The sequence below is a fragment of the Olivibacter sp. LS-1 genome, assembly GCF_008245145.1.
Classification (GTDB): Bacteria; Bacteroidota; Bacteroidia; order Sphingobacteriales; family Sphingobacteriaceae; genus Olivibacter; species Olivibacter oleidegradans.
This window is the reverse complement of the sequence record NZ_CP041643.1, coordinates 3419544-3435802: the sequence shown is the minus strand read 5'-3', so window position 1 is coordinate 3435802 and position 16259 is coordinate 3419544. Positions and strand designations below refer to the sequence as shown.

At 40.4% G+C, this 16259-nt stretch carries 14 protein-coding genes; 8 read left to right on the top strand and 6 right to left on the bottom strand.

What is annotated here, in order from left to right:
- Positions 1-49 precede the first annotated feature (49 nt).
- The 4 genes from FKG96_RS14015 (at position 50) to FKG96_RS14000 (ending at position 4393) form a co-directional block, all read left to right on the top strand.
- Positions 50-499, top strand: a complete 450-nt coding sequence (locus FKG96_RS14015; RefSeq protein WP_013666503.1) for an Hsp20/alpha crystallin family protein — start codon at positions 50-52, stop codon at positions 497-499.
- A 103-nt stretch (positions 500-602) separates the two neighbouring features.
- Positions 603-1691 carry a glycosyltransferase family 4 protein gene (locus FKG96_RS14010; RefSeq protein WP_149105650.1) on the top strand — a complete coding sequence of 363 codons (1089 nt, stop codon included), beginning with the start codon at positions 603-605 and terminating at the stop codon, positions 1689-1691.
- A 10-nt stretch (positions 1692-1701) separates the two neighbouring features.
- Positions 1702-3837, top strand: coding sequence for an amylo-alpha-1,6-glucosidase (locus FKG96_RS14005; protein WP_149105649.1), 2136 nt, complete (start codon positions 1702-1704; stop codon positions 3835-3837).
- 73 nt (positions 3838-3910) lie between these two features.
- Positions 3911-4393, top strand: a complete 483-nt coding sequence (locus FKG96_RS14000; RefSeq protein WP_013666500.1) for a nucleoside deaminase — start codon at positions 3911-3913, stop codon at positions 4391-4393.
- 104 nt (positions 4394-4497) lie between these two features.
- Here the strand turns inward: FKG96_RS14000 and FKG96_RS13995 are convergent, their stop codons facing one another.
- From FKG96_RS13995 to FKG96_RS13985, 3 genes are all read right to left on the bottom strand, one after another.
- Entirely contained in the window at positions 4498-5274 is a 777-nt protein-coding gene (locus tag FKG96_RS13995) for an Fpg/Nei family DNA glycosylase (protein ID WP_130857865.1), read from the bottom strand.
- 96 nt (positions 5275-5370) lie between these two features.
- On the bottom strand, positions 5371-7233 hold the full coding sequence (locus FKG96_RS13990) for a chloride channel protein (RefSeq protein WP_242627371.1): 1863 nt from the start codon (positions 7231-7233) through the stop codon (positions 5371-5373).
- Positions 7234-7341: 108 nt separating this feature from the next.
- Complete coding sequence (locus FKG96_RS13985; RefSeq protein ID WP_168204563.1) at positions 7342-8028, bottom strand: Crp/Fnr family transcriptional regulator; 687 nt, start codon at positions 8026-8028, stop codon at positions 7342-7344.
- A gap of 209 nt (positions 8029-8237) precedes the next feature.
- Here FKG96_RS13985 and FKG96_RS13980 point away from each other — a divergent pair, with 209 nt between their 5' ends.
- From FKG96_RS13980 to FKG96_RS13970, 3 genes are all read left to right on the top strand, one after another.
- A complete protein-coding gene (locus FKG96_RS13980; RefSeq protein WP_013666496.1) occupies positions 8238-8705 on the top strand; it encodes a hypothetical protein in 468 nt (155 codons plus the stop codon).
- A 185-nt stretch (positions 8706-8890) separates the two neighbouring features.
- A complete protein-coding gene (locus FKG96_RS13975) occupies positions 8891-9697 on the top strand; it encodes an AraC family transcriptional regulator (RefSeq protein ID WP_130857868.1) in 807 nt (268 codons plus the stop codon).
- 108 nt (positions 9698-9805) lie between these two features.
- A complete protein-coding gene (locus tag FKG96_RS13970) occupies positions 9806-12166 on the top strand; it encodes a hypothetical protein (RefSeq protein WP_130857869.1) in 2361 nt (786 codons plus the stop codon).
- Here the strand turns inward: FKG96_RS13970 and FKG96_RS13965 are convergent.
- From FKG96_RS13965 to FKG96_RS13955, 3 genes are all read right to left on the bottom strand, one after another.
- The gene (locus FKG96_RS13965) at positions 12150-12899 is read right to left on the bottom strand and encodes a rhomboid family intramembrane serine protease (RefSeq protein WP_130857870.1); all 750 of its coding nucleotides are present in this window, start codon (positions 12897-12899) and stop codon (positions 12150-12152) included. The genes FKG96_RS13970 and FKG96_RS13965 overlap by 17 nt on opposite strands.
- A 209-nt stretch (positions 12900-13108) precedes the next feature.
- Entirely contained in the window at positions 13109-13405 is a 297-nt protein-coding gene (locus tag FKG96_RS13960; RefSeq protein WP_130857871.1) for a hypothetical protein, read from the bottom strand.
- A gap of 73 nt (positions 13406-13478) precedes the next feature.
- The gene (locus FKG96_RS13955; RefSeq protein ID WP_246860284.1) at positions 13479-14576 is read right to left on the bottom strand and encodes a BamA/TamA family outer membrane protein; all 1098 of its coding nucleotides are present in this window, start codon (positions 14574-14576) and stop codon (positions 13479-13481) included.
- Between the two features lie 620 nt (positions 14577-15196).
- Between FKG96_RS13955 and FKG96_RS13950 the strand changes: the two genes are divergently transcribed.
- A complete protein-coding gene (locus tag FKG96_RS13950) occupies positions 15197-16258 on the top strand; it encodes a porin (protein ID WP_130857481.1) in 1062 nt (353 codons plus the stop codon).
- Position 16259 lies beyond the last annotated feature (1 nt).

Here is a 16259-nt window from a genome sequence, read left to right as displayed (position 1 = left end):
TTCATTTTCTTGGTAAATAAATAATTAAATTTAAAAAAGGAGGTTATTTATGTCACTGATTAAAAGAAACGGAAGTAATTTTCCATCATTTCCGGCATTTTTTGATGATCTTTTTGCCAGCAATCTCTTTGACTGGAACAATAGCAATTATTCATCCACGCAAACAACAATCCCATCGGTAAACATCCGGGAAACCCATGACAATTTTGAAGTTGAAATGGCAGCTCCCGGCATGAGCAAGGATGACTTTAAGGTAGAGCTTGATGGCAATACCCTGACCATTTCTTCAAGTAAAAAGCATGAGCAAGAAGATAAGCAGGACGGCTACAGCCGAAGGGAGTTCAGTTATCAGTCATTCCAACGCAGTTTTACTTTACCCAAAGACGTCGTTGATGAAGATAAAATAGGTGCTCAATACGAAAATGGTTTGTTACGTTTAACCATTCCAAAAAAAGAGGAAGCAAAGAAAAAAGCACCTCGCCTTATTGAAATTTCTTAGTAAGAAAGGCTTGTAAATACAAGCCTTTCTTATATCTGCACTTCTTACAAAGAGTAAACACACGCATTCTTGTCATTATTAATTTATTAATTTCATATGTTCTATGAAGATTGCACAAGTATCCCCATTGTTTGAGTCTGTGCCTCCTAAACTATATGGCGGTACGGAACGGGTTGTCTCCTATCTTACAGAAGCCCTGGTAGATCATGGCCATGAGGTCACTTTATTTGCATCCGGTGATTCGGTAACTCGTGCGAAACTTGTCAGTCATACGCAAGAAGCACTGCGTTTAAACCCGAAAGTAATCGATCCCTTAGCCTTTCATATCTTACAGCTACAAGAAGTGATTGAACGCGCACATGAATTTGATATTATACATTTTCACACAGATTATCTTCACTTTCCCGCTTCACAACTTTTACAAAGGCCCTGTATTACGACACTACATGGCCGCTTAGATATACCTGAGTTAAAACCACTATACGATAAATTCGACACGCAAGCTATCATCTCCATTTCAAACAGTCAGCGGAACCCTTTACCGCAGGCAGCATGGATGGATACTGTGTATCACGGTCTTCCCAAAGATTTGTATCAAGCAATTGAAACAAAAGACGACTACGTGGCATTCATTGGCAGAATATCGCCGGAGAAAAGGCCTGATAGAGCTATCGAAATTGCAGAAAAAGCGGGCTGCAAAATAAAAATAGCAGCAAAAATCGATAAAGCGGATCTATCCTATTTTCATGATCATATAAAGCATTTGATCCAAAAGCCTTTTGTAGAATATATCGGCGAGATCGGGGAATCTGAGAAGAATGATTTCCTTGGAAAAGCCAAAGCGTTATTATTCCCGATCGACTGGCCGGAACCTTTCGGAATGGTTATGATTGAGGCAATGGCTTGCGGCACTCCGGTCATAGCGTATGCCCATGGGTCTGTTCCTGAAATTATTGAGCATGGAAAAAATGGCTATCTTGTTTCCTCGGTCGAAGAGGCTGCACATGCCATTGGAAAAGCGTCTGCTTTAGATCCACGAATCATTAGACGTTTGTTTGAAGAACGCTTTAGTTCAGATAGAATGGCCCAGGATTATGTCCGTAATTACGAACTATTATGTAATAGACATCGTATATCTGTAAGTCATCATTCAAAAAAATTCGATTCAATAGACAGCAAATTAACAGCGTAATATTGGAACTATGGAAAGTTACGAGGAGAAGTTTAACGTTTTAAATCATTGCGATACCTTTGCTATACTTAACCGTTGGGGCAATATAGATTCCGGCGGCAACCAAATTCAAGGAATATATAATCGGGATACACGCTTCATTAACCACTTACATCTGTTACTTAACGGAATGCCCCTTGATTTACTCAGCTCAAGCATTACCGAAGAGAACGAGACACTGTCTACCGACTTGAGCAATCCCGGGTTTACATCTTTAAATGGTATCAAGGTCGCCGCTGCTTCGCTACATATTCATCGAAGCCAATTTTTAAAAGATGAGGTTTTTCATGAAAAACTGGATATTCAAAACTATCTGGATCATCCCTGTTCTGTTAAGTTGTCTTTAGTTATTAAGGGCGATTTTGCCGATATTTTTGAAGTACGGGGTGTAAAACGCAAAGCAAGAGGACGACTTATGCCCTTAACCAAAAGTGAGGATGGGCAGCTGGTGATCAGCTATGAGGGACTGGACCATATTAGGCGGAAGGCGATTATATACTTTTCGCAGCCATTTGAAGCAGATTTAGCGCATCAATTGCTTCATTTTCCACTCGACTTAGCAGCCAAAGGTCTCGGTCAACTGGAATACGCCATTCATTTTGAGCAAACAGGACGAGCATCGCAACCGAAAATTGCCTATGAAATGGCAAAAGACGAACTGATACCTAGGTTAAAGCATAAAAATGCATACTTCCCTATTATTGAAACGAGCAACGAGCAATTTACACATTGGCTGAATCGTTCACAGGCTGATTTAGTCTCCTTAATGGCAGAAACACCTTACGGTAAATATCCTTACGCCGGTGTCCCTTGGTACAATACAGCTTTCGGACGGGATGGCATCATCACCGCTTGGCAGACATTGTGGCTCGCCCCACAATTGTCTAAAGAGGTATTGCTCTTTCTTGCCGCACATCAGGCCGAACAAGAAGACAAAGCTTCAGATGCTGAACCAGGAAAAATACTGCATGAGATGAGAAATGGCGAAATGGTTGCGTTAAACGAATTACCTTTTAAAAAATATTACGGAACAATTGATGCTACCCCACTTTTCATTATGTTAGCTGGCGCTTACTATCAACGCACAGGCGATCTTTCTACAATGCAGCAATTATGGCCCCACATTGAAGCTGCTTTAAATTGGATCGACAACTATGGTGATTTTGACGGTGATGGTTTTGTAGAGTATCAACATAAAGCGGAAAAAGGATTGACTAATCAAGGATGGAAGGATAGCTTTGATGCCATATCACATGCTGATGGTACACTGGCCAAAAGCCCTATTGCCTTATGTGAAGTTCAGGGGTATGTATATGCTGCCAAGAAATCCGCATCCTATATAGCCTACGACTTAGGTAAAACAGCCGTTGCACAAAAACTGAAAAAGAGTGCCCTTGACTTGAGAAAAAAATTCAACGAACAGTTTTGGATCGAAGAGAAGCAGTGCTTTGCTTTAGCGCTGGATGGCGACAAAAAACCATGTATGATAAACACTTCGAATGCGGGGCATGCGCTGTTTACGGGGATTGCCTATGAACATTTGGCATCAAAACTTGTAAAAACCTTACTCCATCCCGATCTATTTGCTGGTTGGGGTATCCGCACATTAGCAGCAAATGAAGCGAGATACAATCCGATGTCTTACCATAATGGCTCTATTTGGCCTCACGATGTAGCGCTGATAGCCAGTGGATTTGCAAAATATGGTTTTGTCGTTGAAGCAGCCCGATTAACAACTGCGTTGTTTGACGCTTCGCTCTTTATTCCTCTTCAACGATTACCTGAACTTTTTTGTGGTTTTGAAAGACGTCAGGGTGAAGGGCCAACGGCTTATCCGGTAGCCTGCTCCCCGCAGGCGTGGTCCGTATCTTCGGTATTCTTGTTGCTACAATCATTGCTTGGTTTAGAAATTATTCCTGACAAAAAAGTTATTCGTTTTAATAAACCTTACCTGCCAAGCTTTCTAAGCTGGATAAAACTAAGTGGTATCCAAGTAGACAGTTTACGAATCAACTTGGAGGTTCTAAGGCATAAAAGCAACGAGCACGTAAGCATATACTGGAACAACCAACCCAAAGATTGGAAAATGGAAGTAAGCATGGAATAATGATCAATATATCATTCGTAGGGTATAATCGAAAGACGTACAAAAAATTGTAAATTAGCTGAGGTAATGATTAATGATGGCTTCAAAAGACGATATAATATTTTTAAAGAAGGCAATTGATTTAGCGGTAACAGGCGTTAAACAGAACAAAGGAGGGCCTTTTGGGTGTATCATTGTAAAGGACGGCAAAATAATCGGCAAAGGATGCAATTCAGTGACATCTACTATAGATCCTACCGCACACGCGGAGATTGTAGCTATACGAGATGCCTGCAAACACCTTGGTGAATATCAATTGGATGACTGCACACTCTATGCTTCTTGTGAACCATGCCCTATGTGCCTAGGCGCGATCTATTGGGCGCGGCCATCGCGTGTAGTCTATGCGGCGACAAGATTTGTAGCAGCACAAGCTGGCTTTGATGATGCTTTTATTTATGAAGAAATAAATTTAACAGGAACAGAAAGAAGAATTCCCTTCGAATTTCGACAAATTAACGAATCACAGGCGCCTTTCTTAAGCTGGGAGCAAAAAGAAACGAAAGACCTTTATTAATCTACTCGTTAATCCTCAGCTAGTTCACTGTGTTAAAATATTAAAAGCGTCATTAATTAAGTAAGCGTTGCCCGCTCTATACAATATCAATCGATGCACTTGAGTTAAGCGTAGACATGTTGGCGATCTGTGAAATAAGTAGTTCTGCCGCCTATCTTTTCCGTTCGGATCGGATTACCTTGTGGATCTTCTTTGGCCTTCACACGATGAACCTTCATAAAATCGCGAATTTCACCGCTTATGATATCGGGGTGTTCTTTTAATATCATTTTTTCCGCCTGCAATAAAACTTCTTTAATACTTTCCACTAATTCGCTTACTTTTTCTTTTGGTATTTTATTGGCGATAGATTGCGGTGCAATCTTTGCCTCCCAAAGAATTTCATCCGCATAGGCATTTCCAATACCACCGATTATATGTTGATCCATTAGAAGTGTTTTTATAGTTGCCTTGCTGTTTTGAAGGATCATATACAGTCGTTCCGCATGCAGATCATCCGACAAAGCATCTACCGACGCTGTCCGCTTCGGATTTAGCTGAATATGGGCCATCTTTTGAAAGTCTGTTATGAAGAGCGTTTGAGCCTTTTCGAATTTCAAGGATAATAGGGCATACTTAGGGTTTTCTTCGTTGGTATATACCAGTTTACCGTGAAGCATTAAATGAAGAGATAATAACGTATTTTTTCCGAAATCGAAATAAAGTTGTTTTCCTAAGCGATATACTTTCTTTAATTCACGTTTTTCCAAAGCTTCTTTGAGCTCTTTTTCCGGAACACTGACTTTTTTATGCTCATGAACATGTATCCGTTCCAGTTTTTTCCCCTTAAGGATTCTCGTAAGGTTTCTACTAAAAACCTCTAAATCGGGTAATTCCGGCATAACTCCTCCCTACTATAAATCAACGATAACTGTATCTAGGAACAGTTATAAATACAAAAAGTTGTATTTTTTTACAATCTTAATCGGAAAAGCAACTTATCGAACATGATTTGGTCGTCTACGATTAGCGATAAATTTAAGCCCTCTTCTTCGGAGTGAAATGTTAATTGTCCGTCGTTCACTTTTAGCCGATATTTCTTGAAAAGAGTTGAGCAATCGATCATAGGTAATAAGCCCAGCTATTTCACGCTTTCTATCGATGACCGGAAGGCAGTGCTTATTTTCTGTTAACATAACGTTCAATGCAGCTCGTAGGCTGTTATCTGTATAAAGGGGCTTAACCGATTTTTCAATTAGCGTACTTACTTGTGTTTTGTCATTGCCGGTAAATTTATATAGCTCTTTTGTAGAGATAAGCCCCACATATTGTTGTTCCTCATTAACAATGATCAAATAATCGGGTCTTTCCGTCGATTTATTGAACCAATCTTGTGCTTCCAGGATACTTACTGTCTCCAACACGGTCACAGCTACCTGCTGCATGATTTGGCCAACATTAACCATTTCCAATAAATTCGGTTCATATTCATCAGGGGTTAAAACACCGCGTCGACTAATTTTTTCAGTCATGATTGTATTGCGCATAAATAGATAGGATACCGTATAAGAAGCAACACAGGCAGCAAGCAAGGGAATAAGGGCGTTAAAATGACCGGTCGTTTCCAATGCGAATAAGATAGAAGTAAGCAAGGCTCTTGATGCACCTGCAAACATGGCTGACATGCCAATCAGAGCAGCCAGGGCCAGGTTAATATCCAAATCGGGCATTAAATGTTTAAAGACCATGGCAATTAGCACGCCTAAAGCAGCTCCAATCGTTAACAACGGAGCTAATGTCCCGCCTGACGTACCGCTACCTAAGGCTAAAACCCAGGAAAGATATTTAAAAACACACAACGTCAGAACAAAATACAGCGGCATCTTACCCGAAAGGAGATCCGTAATATTTTCATAACCAACGCCCAGTGTGCGAGGAAAAAAATAACCAATCAGTCCTACAGCAATTCCACCAATTGCAGGCCACCATACCCAATGTATTGGCAATTTTTCAAACAAATCTTCAACCGCATAAACCGACTTGGTCACTAAAATTGCCAAAAAACCGATCAGCAATCCCATTAAACTATAAAAGAAAATCGATACGTTCGAAACCACATCGATGCTGGCACCGCTGAAAAACACAGGAACGGCGCTGAATAATAAGTGATGTCCTGCCGCACCCGTTATACAGGCCAGTGCTACAGGAATAATGGAACGAGGTGTAAATTCGAAAAGGAGTAACTCAATCGCTAGAAAAATGGCCGCTATCGGTGTCCCGAATATGGCTGTCATTCCTGCCACGGCTCCTGCTGAAAGCAAAATTTTCCGTTCTGTATGCGTGATGCGTAATAACTGACCTAAAGTCGAACCTAAAGCCCCACCGGTAGCAATAATCGGCCCTTCAGCACCAAAAGGCCCACCGGTTCCTATCGCTATTGCTGAGGAAATTGGCTTTAGGTAAGTGATAGTAGGACGTATCTTGCTCTCATTCGTCAGAATTTGCTCCATGGCTTCGGGAATACCATGACCTCGAATTGCCTTTGACCCATATTTAGCCATTAATCCTACAATAATGCCGCCCAACGCAGGTATAGCGATGACGATCATTCCCAATTGATTATGGGCAGGAGAAACCTCATGAAATGATAAGTTTTGATAGAACGATAAGTTGGTTATTAGACTGATTAAATAGACTAAAAAACGAGCAATTAAACTGATGGCTGCTCCTACAGCTACGGCATAACAAGATATCATGATTAATCTTTTCTTGTTCCTTACTTGCTGAGGATAAATGGCCTCCGACTCCAAAGTGGATGACAAGGAAACGGAAATAGGAATTCCGGACTTCTTAGTTGACATGTTATAAATTTGATGCAAAAATATGACTTATATCATATTTTAAAAAATCTTTCCATCAATTTTTGTTACATCACAGTCCGAATCACCTTTGAATCAATCTGATAGTGTTTAATTGGTACAATAGGCTTGTAATAGCTTCCTATCTAAAATCTTAATTTTCTTTCCATTTAATTCGAGCGTATTCTCTTCCTCCAGCTGTTTGAGCATTCTGAAGAAGGTTTCATAGACCGTTCCTGCATAATAAGCCAAATCTTGCCTCTTTAGTTCAATTGCAATAAATCCAAGGCTATCGCAGCCAAATTGTGCTTCCAGGGTAATAACCGTATTCGCTACCCTTCCCTTCACTTCCATTAATGCTAAATCACGCATTCTTTTTTCGGCGTCGCGTAATTCATTAATATGAAAGTTCAAAAATTTTCTGGCGAAAGCCGGGTCAGCATCTAACAAGCGGTCAAAGGAATCGAGGCTAAGCGAACATACGTAGCTTTTTTGGAGGGCAGTTGCGGAAATTGGGTATTTCAAGTCGCCTCCCATTCCCCGATATCCCAGAACTTCGCCTGGCCGATTAAAATGGAGTATAAATTCCCGATCTTCGCTCCATTTCATATGGGTCTTGATACAACCTTCTGTAATAAAATAAATGGTATCAGCTTTATCGCCTTCTTTAAAAAGTATTTGGCCTTTAGCTATTTGACCTTGGGTGCCTTTGGCCTTAATCGCTCTAAATATTTCATCGCTAACTTGATTACAGAGAAAACAGGTTGACGCACCGCATAGTCGTTTAATTGAATCCATATTTGCAAATGTAAAGGGAATAAGCCTATAAAGAAATAGTCGACTCAACCAATAGGCAGCTATTGATGAATTTTGCTTGGCTAGCATCATTCTCACGCATGAAATTTAAGGCATTTACAACATTATCTATCGTCATTTGTTCTTTTAGGGATAAGCGATCGGTTGACGGTAGCTGGTCATAATGCATCGAAGATAAAAGAGAAAACGATATGAAGTTCGCAATTAACATGTTAGGGGGGTTAGCAGGAGCCCTTATTTTAAATATCATTCACGAAAGTGCTAAAAAACTGTTTAAAGAAGCGCCGGAAATCGACAAGGTCGGTCAGGAAGCTATCAAGAAAACCAGTCGGACTGTTGGCATAACACCTCCAACCGGAAAAAAATTGTATGCAACTACGCTTTTAAGCGATCTTGCCAGTAATACCATGTATTACAGTGCTATTGGGAAAGGCGATTCACAGGGCTTGTTCTGGAGAGGCGCAGGTTACGGATTAACCGCCGGACTTGGAGCAATCGGTCTTACAAAACCTTTGGGATTAAACGACGCACCAATCAATAAAAGTATGGTTAGTAAAATTCTCACGGTAGCTTGGTACACCCTAGGTGGAATCGTTGCAGCATCAGCTATTAAGCTGTTGGATATGAAGAACGATCATGTAGTTGGCCGGAATAATTAAAATTAACGATTTTATCACTTAGCCATCTGAGATTCAAGGTTTATAAGAAGCATTGAATATCTGTTGTGATGATGAATATTTGCAATCGCACAGAGATGAAAGGATTCATAAAATGAAGTTAATTAGGCGTAACAACACAGCACTTTCACCGTCTATACTATAATAAACATTAATTCCGATTCCACATGCTGGCTTGTCCTCCCGTCCGATTTGAAATAGGCACTTATGTCGGTGAAAAAGTGAAACAATTGATATTTGACGGCATTATAGCAAGTGAAACAACGTTTAAGCCAGGCATGTCATCCGAATGGCATTACCATAGTAACCCACATTTCTCACATATTTTGTCTGGAGGCAGCAGGGAATTGAGAGAAAAGGGGACACAAATACAAATGGCTGGTACTAGTCTGTACTATTATCCCGGAATACCACATCAAAACCTGAACTATGTGCAGGGAACGCGGATATTTAATATGGAACTAACCGCTGACTTTTTCAAGAATTATGATATCTTGATACCGGATGAATCATTTATGTTCGAAGCGCAGCCATCAATCAATACCGCTTGCCTCATGCAGATTATGCGTGAAATTTACTTAAATGATGCGGATACTCCCCTGTCGCTTCAACAGCTTTGTTTAACACTAAACGGTAAATCCAACAAAAGGGAACATCTTTTTCCTGAATGGACAAAAAAAATTAAATCGATCCTGTATGACGAATGGGATAAGCCATTATCCCTTCATACATTGGCTCACTATCTACAAGTACATCCGGTAACAATTTCTCGGTATTTCGCTCGTTATTTTGGCTGTACAGCCGGTGAATATCTGCGCCAGATCAAAGTCGAAAAAGCGCTTATCCTACTGAAATCGCAGCACGCCACACTTACTGAAGTTGCTTACCGCTGCGGCTTTTCGGATCAAGCCCATTTCACGAAAATTTTTAAAAAGCTAACAGGATTCACTCCCAATCAATACAGAAAATTATAAGCAATACGGGAGGCTAATTTCATACAATTTTATATTGGAAAAGCTTTGTACCTTCGTTTACACCTTAATATCAAGCGATTTGTAATTTTTTACTTGTTGGTTTAAACAATGGAACAAAACATACAACAGCATCCTAATAGTTGGTGGAAACGAACCCGCAATTGGTTCCAAAAAGCAATTGCATTTTTCACGCCAAATAATCGAACGCTCAAAGCCAGCGGGATAGGAATTTTCCTTGTCTCATTGCTCTTTTTTGCTTTCAATACAATTGATGGTTTCCTATCGGCTGTCGGATTCGGTTATTATCTGCTCACTCTATTTTGTTACGTTATCGCATCTTATGTCATTGCTGTTATCATCAGTTTTGCCATAGGTCTTGCCGCAAAAACCCCACGCTATTTTCGACAATCCATCGCCTTTGTTATTTTCTTTATTTTATTTTTTGATCGACTGAGTTGGCCATACAATTGGATCGTTATCGGCTTCGTTATTATTTTCCCTGCCTTGATTTTTGGTGCCTTATCTTATTGGAGGCAACATAAAGAAAGCCAACATACAAGAAAAAGGCAATTACCGGCTATTATGGTCTTTGGTCTGGGACTTGTTGGTTTGGGACTTGGTTTATTTCTTTTTCTATATCCCGGAAGAAGGGTCGAGTCCATCAAAAATTACAAGTTACTGGCAAAACTTCCCCCAACCATAAAGGCAGCCAATCCAGCGCAGAGAGGTAAATGGCAGGTTTCCTTTTTAAGCTATGGATCGGGGAACGATAAACATCGTACAATATATGGCAAAGATGCTACCATAAAATCCCCTACTGTAGACGCATCCTTTTTGTTAAAATCTTGGACCGGTATTTCAGGTAAATTGCGTACTTGGTATTTCGGTTTTAATGAAACGGCACTTCCATTAAACGCGATGGTCTGGTATCCAAACAACTTACAAGGGCCTGCTCCCCTTGTTTTGATTGTACATGGAAATCATCTGGCGCAAGACTGGTCAGAAAGTGGCTATGATTACTTAGGCGAACTACTTGCCAGCAAAGGCTATATCGTTGCATCCGTTGACGAGAATTTTCTGAATGGGAGTTTTACTGATATGCCCCGAGGTGGTTTGGAAAAAGAAAATGGCACACGCGGATGGTTAATGTTAAAACACTTGGAACTGTGGAAAAAATGGAATGAAGATCCATCAAATCCATTTTATCGGCGCGTTGATATGAATAACATCGCCTTAGTGGGCCACTCACGTGGCGGTGAAGCGATGTCTCATGCCGCCTTGTTCAATAGTCTACCCAGCTTTCCAGATAATGCAAATGAGAAGTTCGACTTTAACTTCTCCATCAAAGCTTATGTAGCGATAGCGCCCGTAGATGGTCAATACAAACCTGCATCCATCTTAGCCCCCCTTCAAGACATCAACTATCTTGTAATACAGGGAACACACGATATGGATATGCAGTCGTATGGAGGACTAAGTACATATAAGCGTATTCAATACAATCCCTCTTATCAAGGTTTTAAGGCAGGCCTGTATGTTCATCATGCCAACCATGGGCAGTTCAATACAAGCTGGGGTAAATATGACGCTAGTCGACCTTTCATCAACCAGTTTAACATGACCAACGTCATGGAGGCAAAAGATCAGGAACAAATAGCCAAGGTTTATATTAGCGCCTTCCTTGACGTACATCTAAGAGGTATGACAGCCTATACACCTTTATTTATGGACTACCGATCTGGTCGTGATTGGCTTCCCGAACAAATCTATTTTAACCAGTATGAATCAAGCAAGTCCATATTCCTGGCACGCTATGAAGAAGACTTGAATCTGACGACAGCTACCATACCTGGTGTAAATATAAATGCAACGAATTTAAGTGTGTGGAGAGAAGCACAACATAAGCTAATGTGGGGAGATCATCTCTCACGTGTAGCCTATATAGGGTGGAATTTGGAAGATGACAAGAAGCTAATTGGTAGATATACATTTAACTTTAATGACAGCATCCATTTGGCAACAGAAGATAAGGCGCTTGTCTTCAACCTTACAACAAGCGACGAAAGTTCGCTTCACCTAACAAAGGGGAAAAAGAGTAACCGAGAGAAAAGACAAGAAAAGGATGCAAGTAGGAAAGAGAAAAAACAAAAGCAAAATATCGAAGAAATGCCGCCCATTGATTTCACAATAGAATTGGTAGACCGTTCAGGAAATCGGCTTCATTTTTTGTTGAGCAACTGTTTCCCTTTACAACCGCAGATACAGAAAAAATTGACAAAATATGCTTTTCTCAATGCAAACGAAGATGCCGAAGCGATACCCGACTTCTTCTACTTTGATCTAAGCAGGTTGAAAAAAAACAGCGCTTCATTCGATTTAAATAATCTGCAAAGCATCTCCTTTATTTTTGATCAGTCGCCCTCCGGTGTGATTGCTTTGGATGATATTGGTTTTATACCCTCTTTCTAAATTTCTTTTTCTTTACAAATCGCATTATCAACAATAAGCCAAAAAGGAAACCACCAATATGGGCGGCATAGGCAACGCCGCCCGCTTGCTGCCCACCTAGCGCGCCAAGACCATTTGATACTTGGAAAAGAAACCATAGTCCCACCGCCAGAAAAGCCGGCACGGAGATCACAACGAATAAAATCCATACGTAAACGCTTCTTCGCGGGAACAAAACCATATATCCTGCTAATACAGCGGAAATGGCGCCCGACGCACCTAAACTGGGAATCAGTAGATCTTGTCCAAGAATAAAAGTACTGAACACATGACTCAAACCGGCTAATGCTCCTGTTAGCAGATAAAAGAGCAAATAGTTGATATGTCCCATACGGTCTTCCAGGTTATCGCCGAAAATACCGAGATACAGCATATTCCCTCCCAAGTGGGCCCAGCCGCCATGCATAAACATGGAAGTTATCAATGTTAAAAAAACCGGTACAGGTGTTTTTTGTAATCCCGGCAGCTCGAAAACATCTCCAGTAAAGGGGTCAGCAATCAGCTGACTCTCAGTGATAATATCCCTACCTGTTAATATTTCCGCGGGGATCGTTGCATAAGCAAAAGTGAAATAAATATTATTACCGAAATGTTGCCAAAAAACGAACACGAATATATTAATAGCGATAAGTGTATAATTTACAAAGGGGATCGTCTTCCGATCCCGATTATCATCTCCAATTGGAAGAAGCATTTTTTTCTTTTTTTAGCCGTCTTTAAGAGAATCTTTTTAAAGACATTGCAAATCAAAGAAAAAACCCGCTATTATTATAATTGTTTGCATTGTTCCGTGCATATCGCCTGCAGATCCGATCTTACATACAACATTAATAGCATGTAGTTATGTCCTTTATTATTATTATAAACGCGTTCATTATGTATTACCGCCATTCAAAAAGATCGTCACCAAATCTTTTTGTTTGAAGCCTTTAATGCATCTACAACATAATTAGCTACTTCATCATTGTCGGAATGGTTCTTTATCCGTTCGTCTAAGTTACGTTGCCAATTCTTCAACGCCTCCTGCGGCGATAAACCACATGCAAAAATGCCTTTTTTCATATCAGGTCCCAACACACAACAAAAATCATTTCCGTCCTGGAATATGATGGGACGTAGTTCCCGCACCGTTTGCGGTACATCTTTCGCTTCATAATTGAAATGAACTAGCATTTCCTCAGGGATCCTCATTTGCTCCATATACAGTTTATTATCGGATGTATAAAGAAAACAGCCCGGAAATTCGTTTTGTTTACCCGCATGAAAAAAAATCCTAAAAAGCCTCTCCATTGAAAATATAGAAACCGGCGCCTTCTTGTGTGAAACCGATGTCCAAGCGGATATAAATATCCTTTTTTGGAAAGAGTAAATAACGAAGGCCAAAACCACCTGACCATTTTAGATTGGAAAAGCTAAGCGCGTCAATGCTCGGACCTACCGTTGCCATTGATCCAAATACAACCGCTCCTACCCTTTTACTGAACGCTAACGGCAACATTCTAAACTCAACCTGTGAGGCTAACATATTCTTATCTCGATACCGACCTTGGTAATAGCCACGCATCAGCATATCGCCCCCCATCAGGGCTAACAGGTTGAAGGGTACATCTCCACGGACAAAGTTGCCAAAAAGCTGCCAAGCAAGGGTATTGCGCTTGTTTAGCACATGAAAAGACCGTATATCTAAATTAACACTATTAAAGCGGTAATCACTGGCCAACGAGGGGCTGTAGTTCAAAAAAGAAAGCTCCCCAAAGAACCCTTTCCTTACATTTAACACATTATGCCTATTGTCATAAACCAAAGCCGCACCCAGTCCGAGGTTTAACGAACCATCCGCTCCCAAGGGAAGCATCGGCCCCCCTGAAGCAGGTCGATTAAAAGACACATCGGTGAGTTGTTGAAAATCAACCTCAGGGCCAACAAAAAAATCCTTACTGATTTTCCTTAAAACACGTTGCTTAAAGGCAATGCTAAAAGCGTCCACCACCGCATGATTAGATTCTCCGGTACGAGGCCCGATACCATAATAAAACAGAGGAAAACGCTGGATACGCGTTCTTCCCAGCAAAAACCACTTGTCTTTGTCGCCGTATATCGCATTATCAAGCCATAAGCCATACTGAGCCTTAAAAGTAAAGAAAGCGAACGCCTGCAGCTCGCTCAACCTGTTCAATGAATCGTTCTTAGCACGAAATAGCTGAAGGGCCGAAGCCCCCAGCTCTATCCCCGTTTCGGGCGCATAGCCAAAAGTGGGATAAACCGTAAAGCTTTTTTCCGCGGCAGAAGCTGTGTCATTAAAAATCCGGTGGACCTGGCGTCCCACCCAGCTATCTTTTAGACCTTGTGCCCGTAGGTTAGGATTTAGCAATAAGCATATGATTATAGGAGACCCAAAAATTTTTGCACCAGCTTTCATAGTAGATCGATCGCAGCACATGCGATTAAAAGCAAGGATACGCTACAAGTATTAGAATGCCATTATAAACTTCGGAGCAAGGATAAATGGCAACAGATGCAAGTCAATAGTGAATTCGGCTTTCTTGCTAGATTTATCCAAAACAAACAATCTAATCTTAAAAAAAAAGGCAAATAAGCAAAAAACATTAAAAAACAACGAACACTTCAGCACAAAAGCAACAAAAATCAAAAAGAAGTAAAAAAATATTTCCATACAATTACATTTAAAGAATAAAATACCTCACAAAAACCGCCATAAAACCAATAAAAACATCATCATATTATTTCTTTATCAAAAAAAGTCATTTTTTTTTGGAAATAACCAACAACAATTATAGATTTGACAAAAAATGAAAGATATATATATCAAAAAAATAACCTAAAACTAATTTCTATAAAAAAAATAGAATAAAATTCCAGTTAAACAACAATTTTAAAAACCATAACAAAACAATTGCATGAAATAAAAAAGACTAAACAGTAAAAAAACCGTTATCAAATTATCCAAACACCGTAAACCAAACGAAAAAAATGAAATCGATTACCAAAATTTCTTCAACATTTATGTTTTGCGCCCTTGCCCTAGGTGCAAATGCTCAAGAGAATGAAACAAGTCCATTAGTCATAACCGGTTCGGCTGACATGTACTATAAGTACGATTTTTCCGGGTATAGAACGGAAAATGGGTATTCCAATATTCCTACCAGCTTTGCTAATGAGCAAAATTCTATTTCACTAGGTATGTTAGACCTAGCTGTCAGCAAAAAGGTGAATAAAGCTTCTTTTGTTGGAGAAATTTCTTTTGGCCCTCGCGGACAAGGTCAATCCATTGTTCCCGGCAAAGATGGCGATTCCTTCCATTTGCAAAACCTGTATGTTAGCTATGATTTTACCGACAAGTTTTCAATGACTGCAGGTTTCATGGGAACCTTTATAGGATATGAAATTATTTCACCTACGGGTAACTTTAACTACTCTACTTCCTATCTTTTTTCGACAGGCCCTTTTCAAAATGCCGGAATAAAGGGCACGTACACCTTTTCAGAGAAGGTAAGTTTAATGGTTGGTCTTTTCAATGACTGGAATCAATACCAGGATCTCAATGGCGTATCACATGTGGGGGCCCAACTTCACGTTTCGCCTGTAGAAGGCTGGGATGCATACCTCAATTTTCTTAATGGCCATTCGGCACCTGACGTAAGTGGTACCGGCACCATCTTCGACTTAACCACTTCTTACCAAATAACCGACGCATTCAAACTCGGTCTGAACGGTGCAAATTATAAGATTTCCGATGACGAAGGTGGTTATCACGGCGGTGCCTTGTACGCCCAGTACGCCTTTTCTGATGCCTTTGCCTTAGGTGCACGGGGCGAGTATTTCAAAAACAAGGACACAACGGTAGATAATGTAAAAACGGAAGGCACTTCGATTAAGGCTATCACTCTTAGCGGGAATGTAAAAGCGGGTCCTTTAACGATCATACCCGAACTCCGGCTCGACTCCGGTTCGGAGGAAATATTCTTCAAAAAGAATTTAAATACGACAAAAACAGCGTCACAGTTTTTAATTGCAGCTGTGTACGCATTCTAAA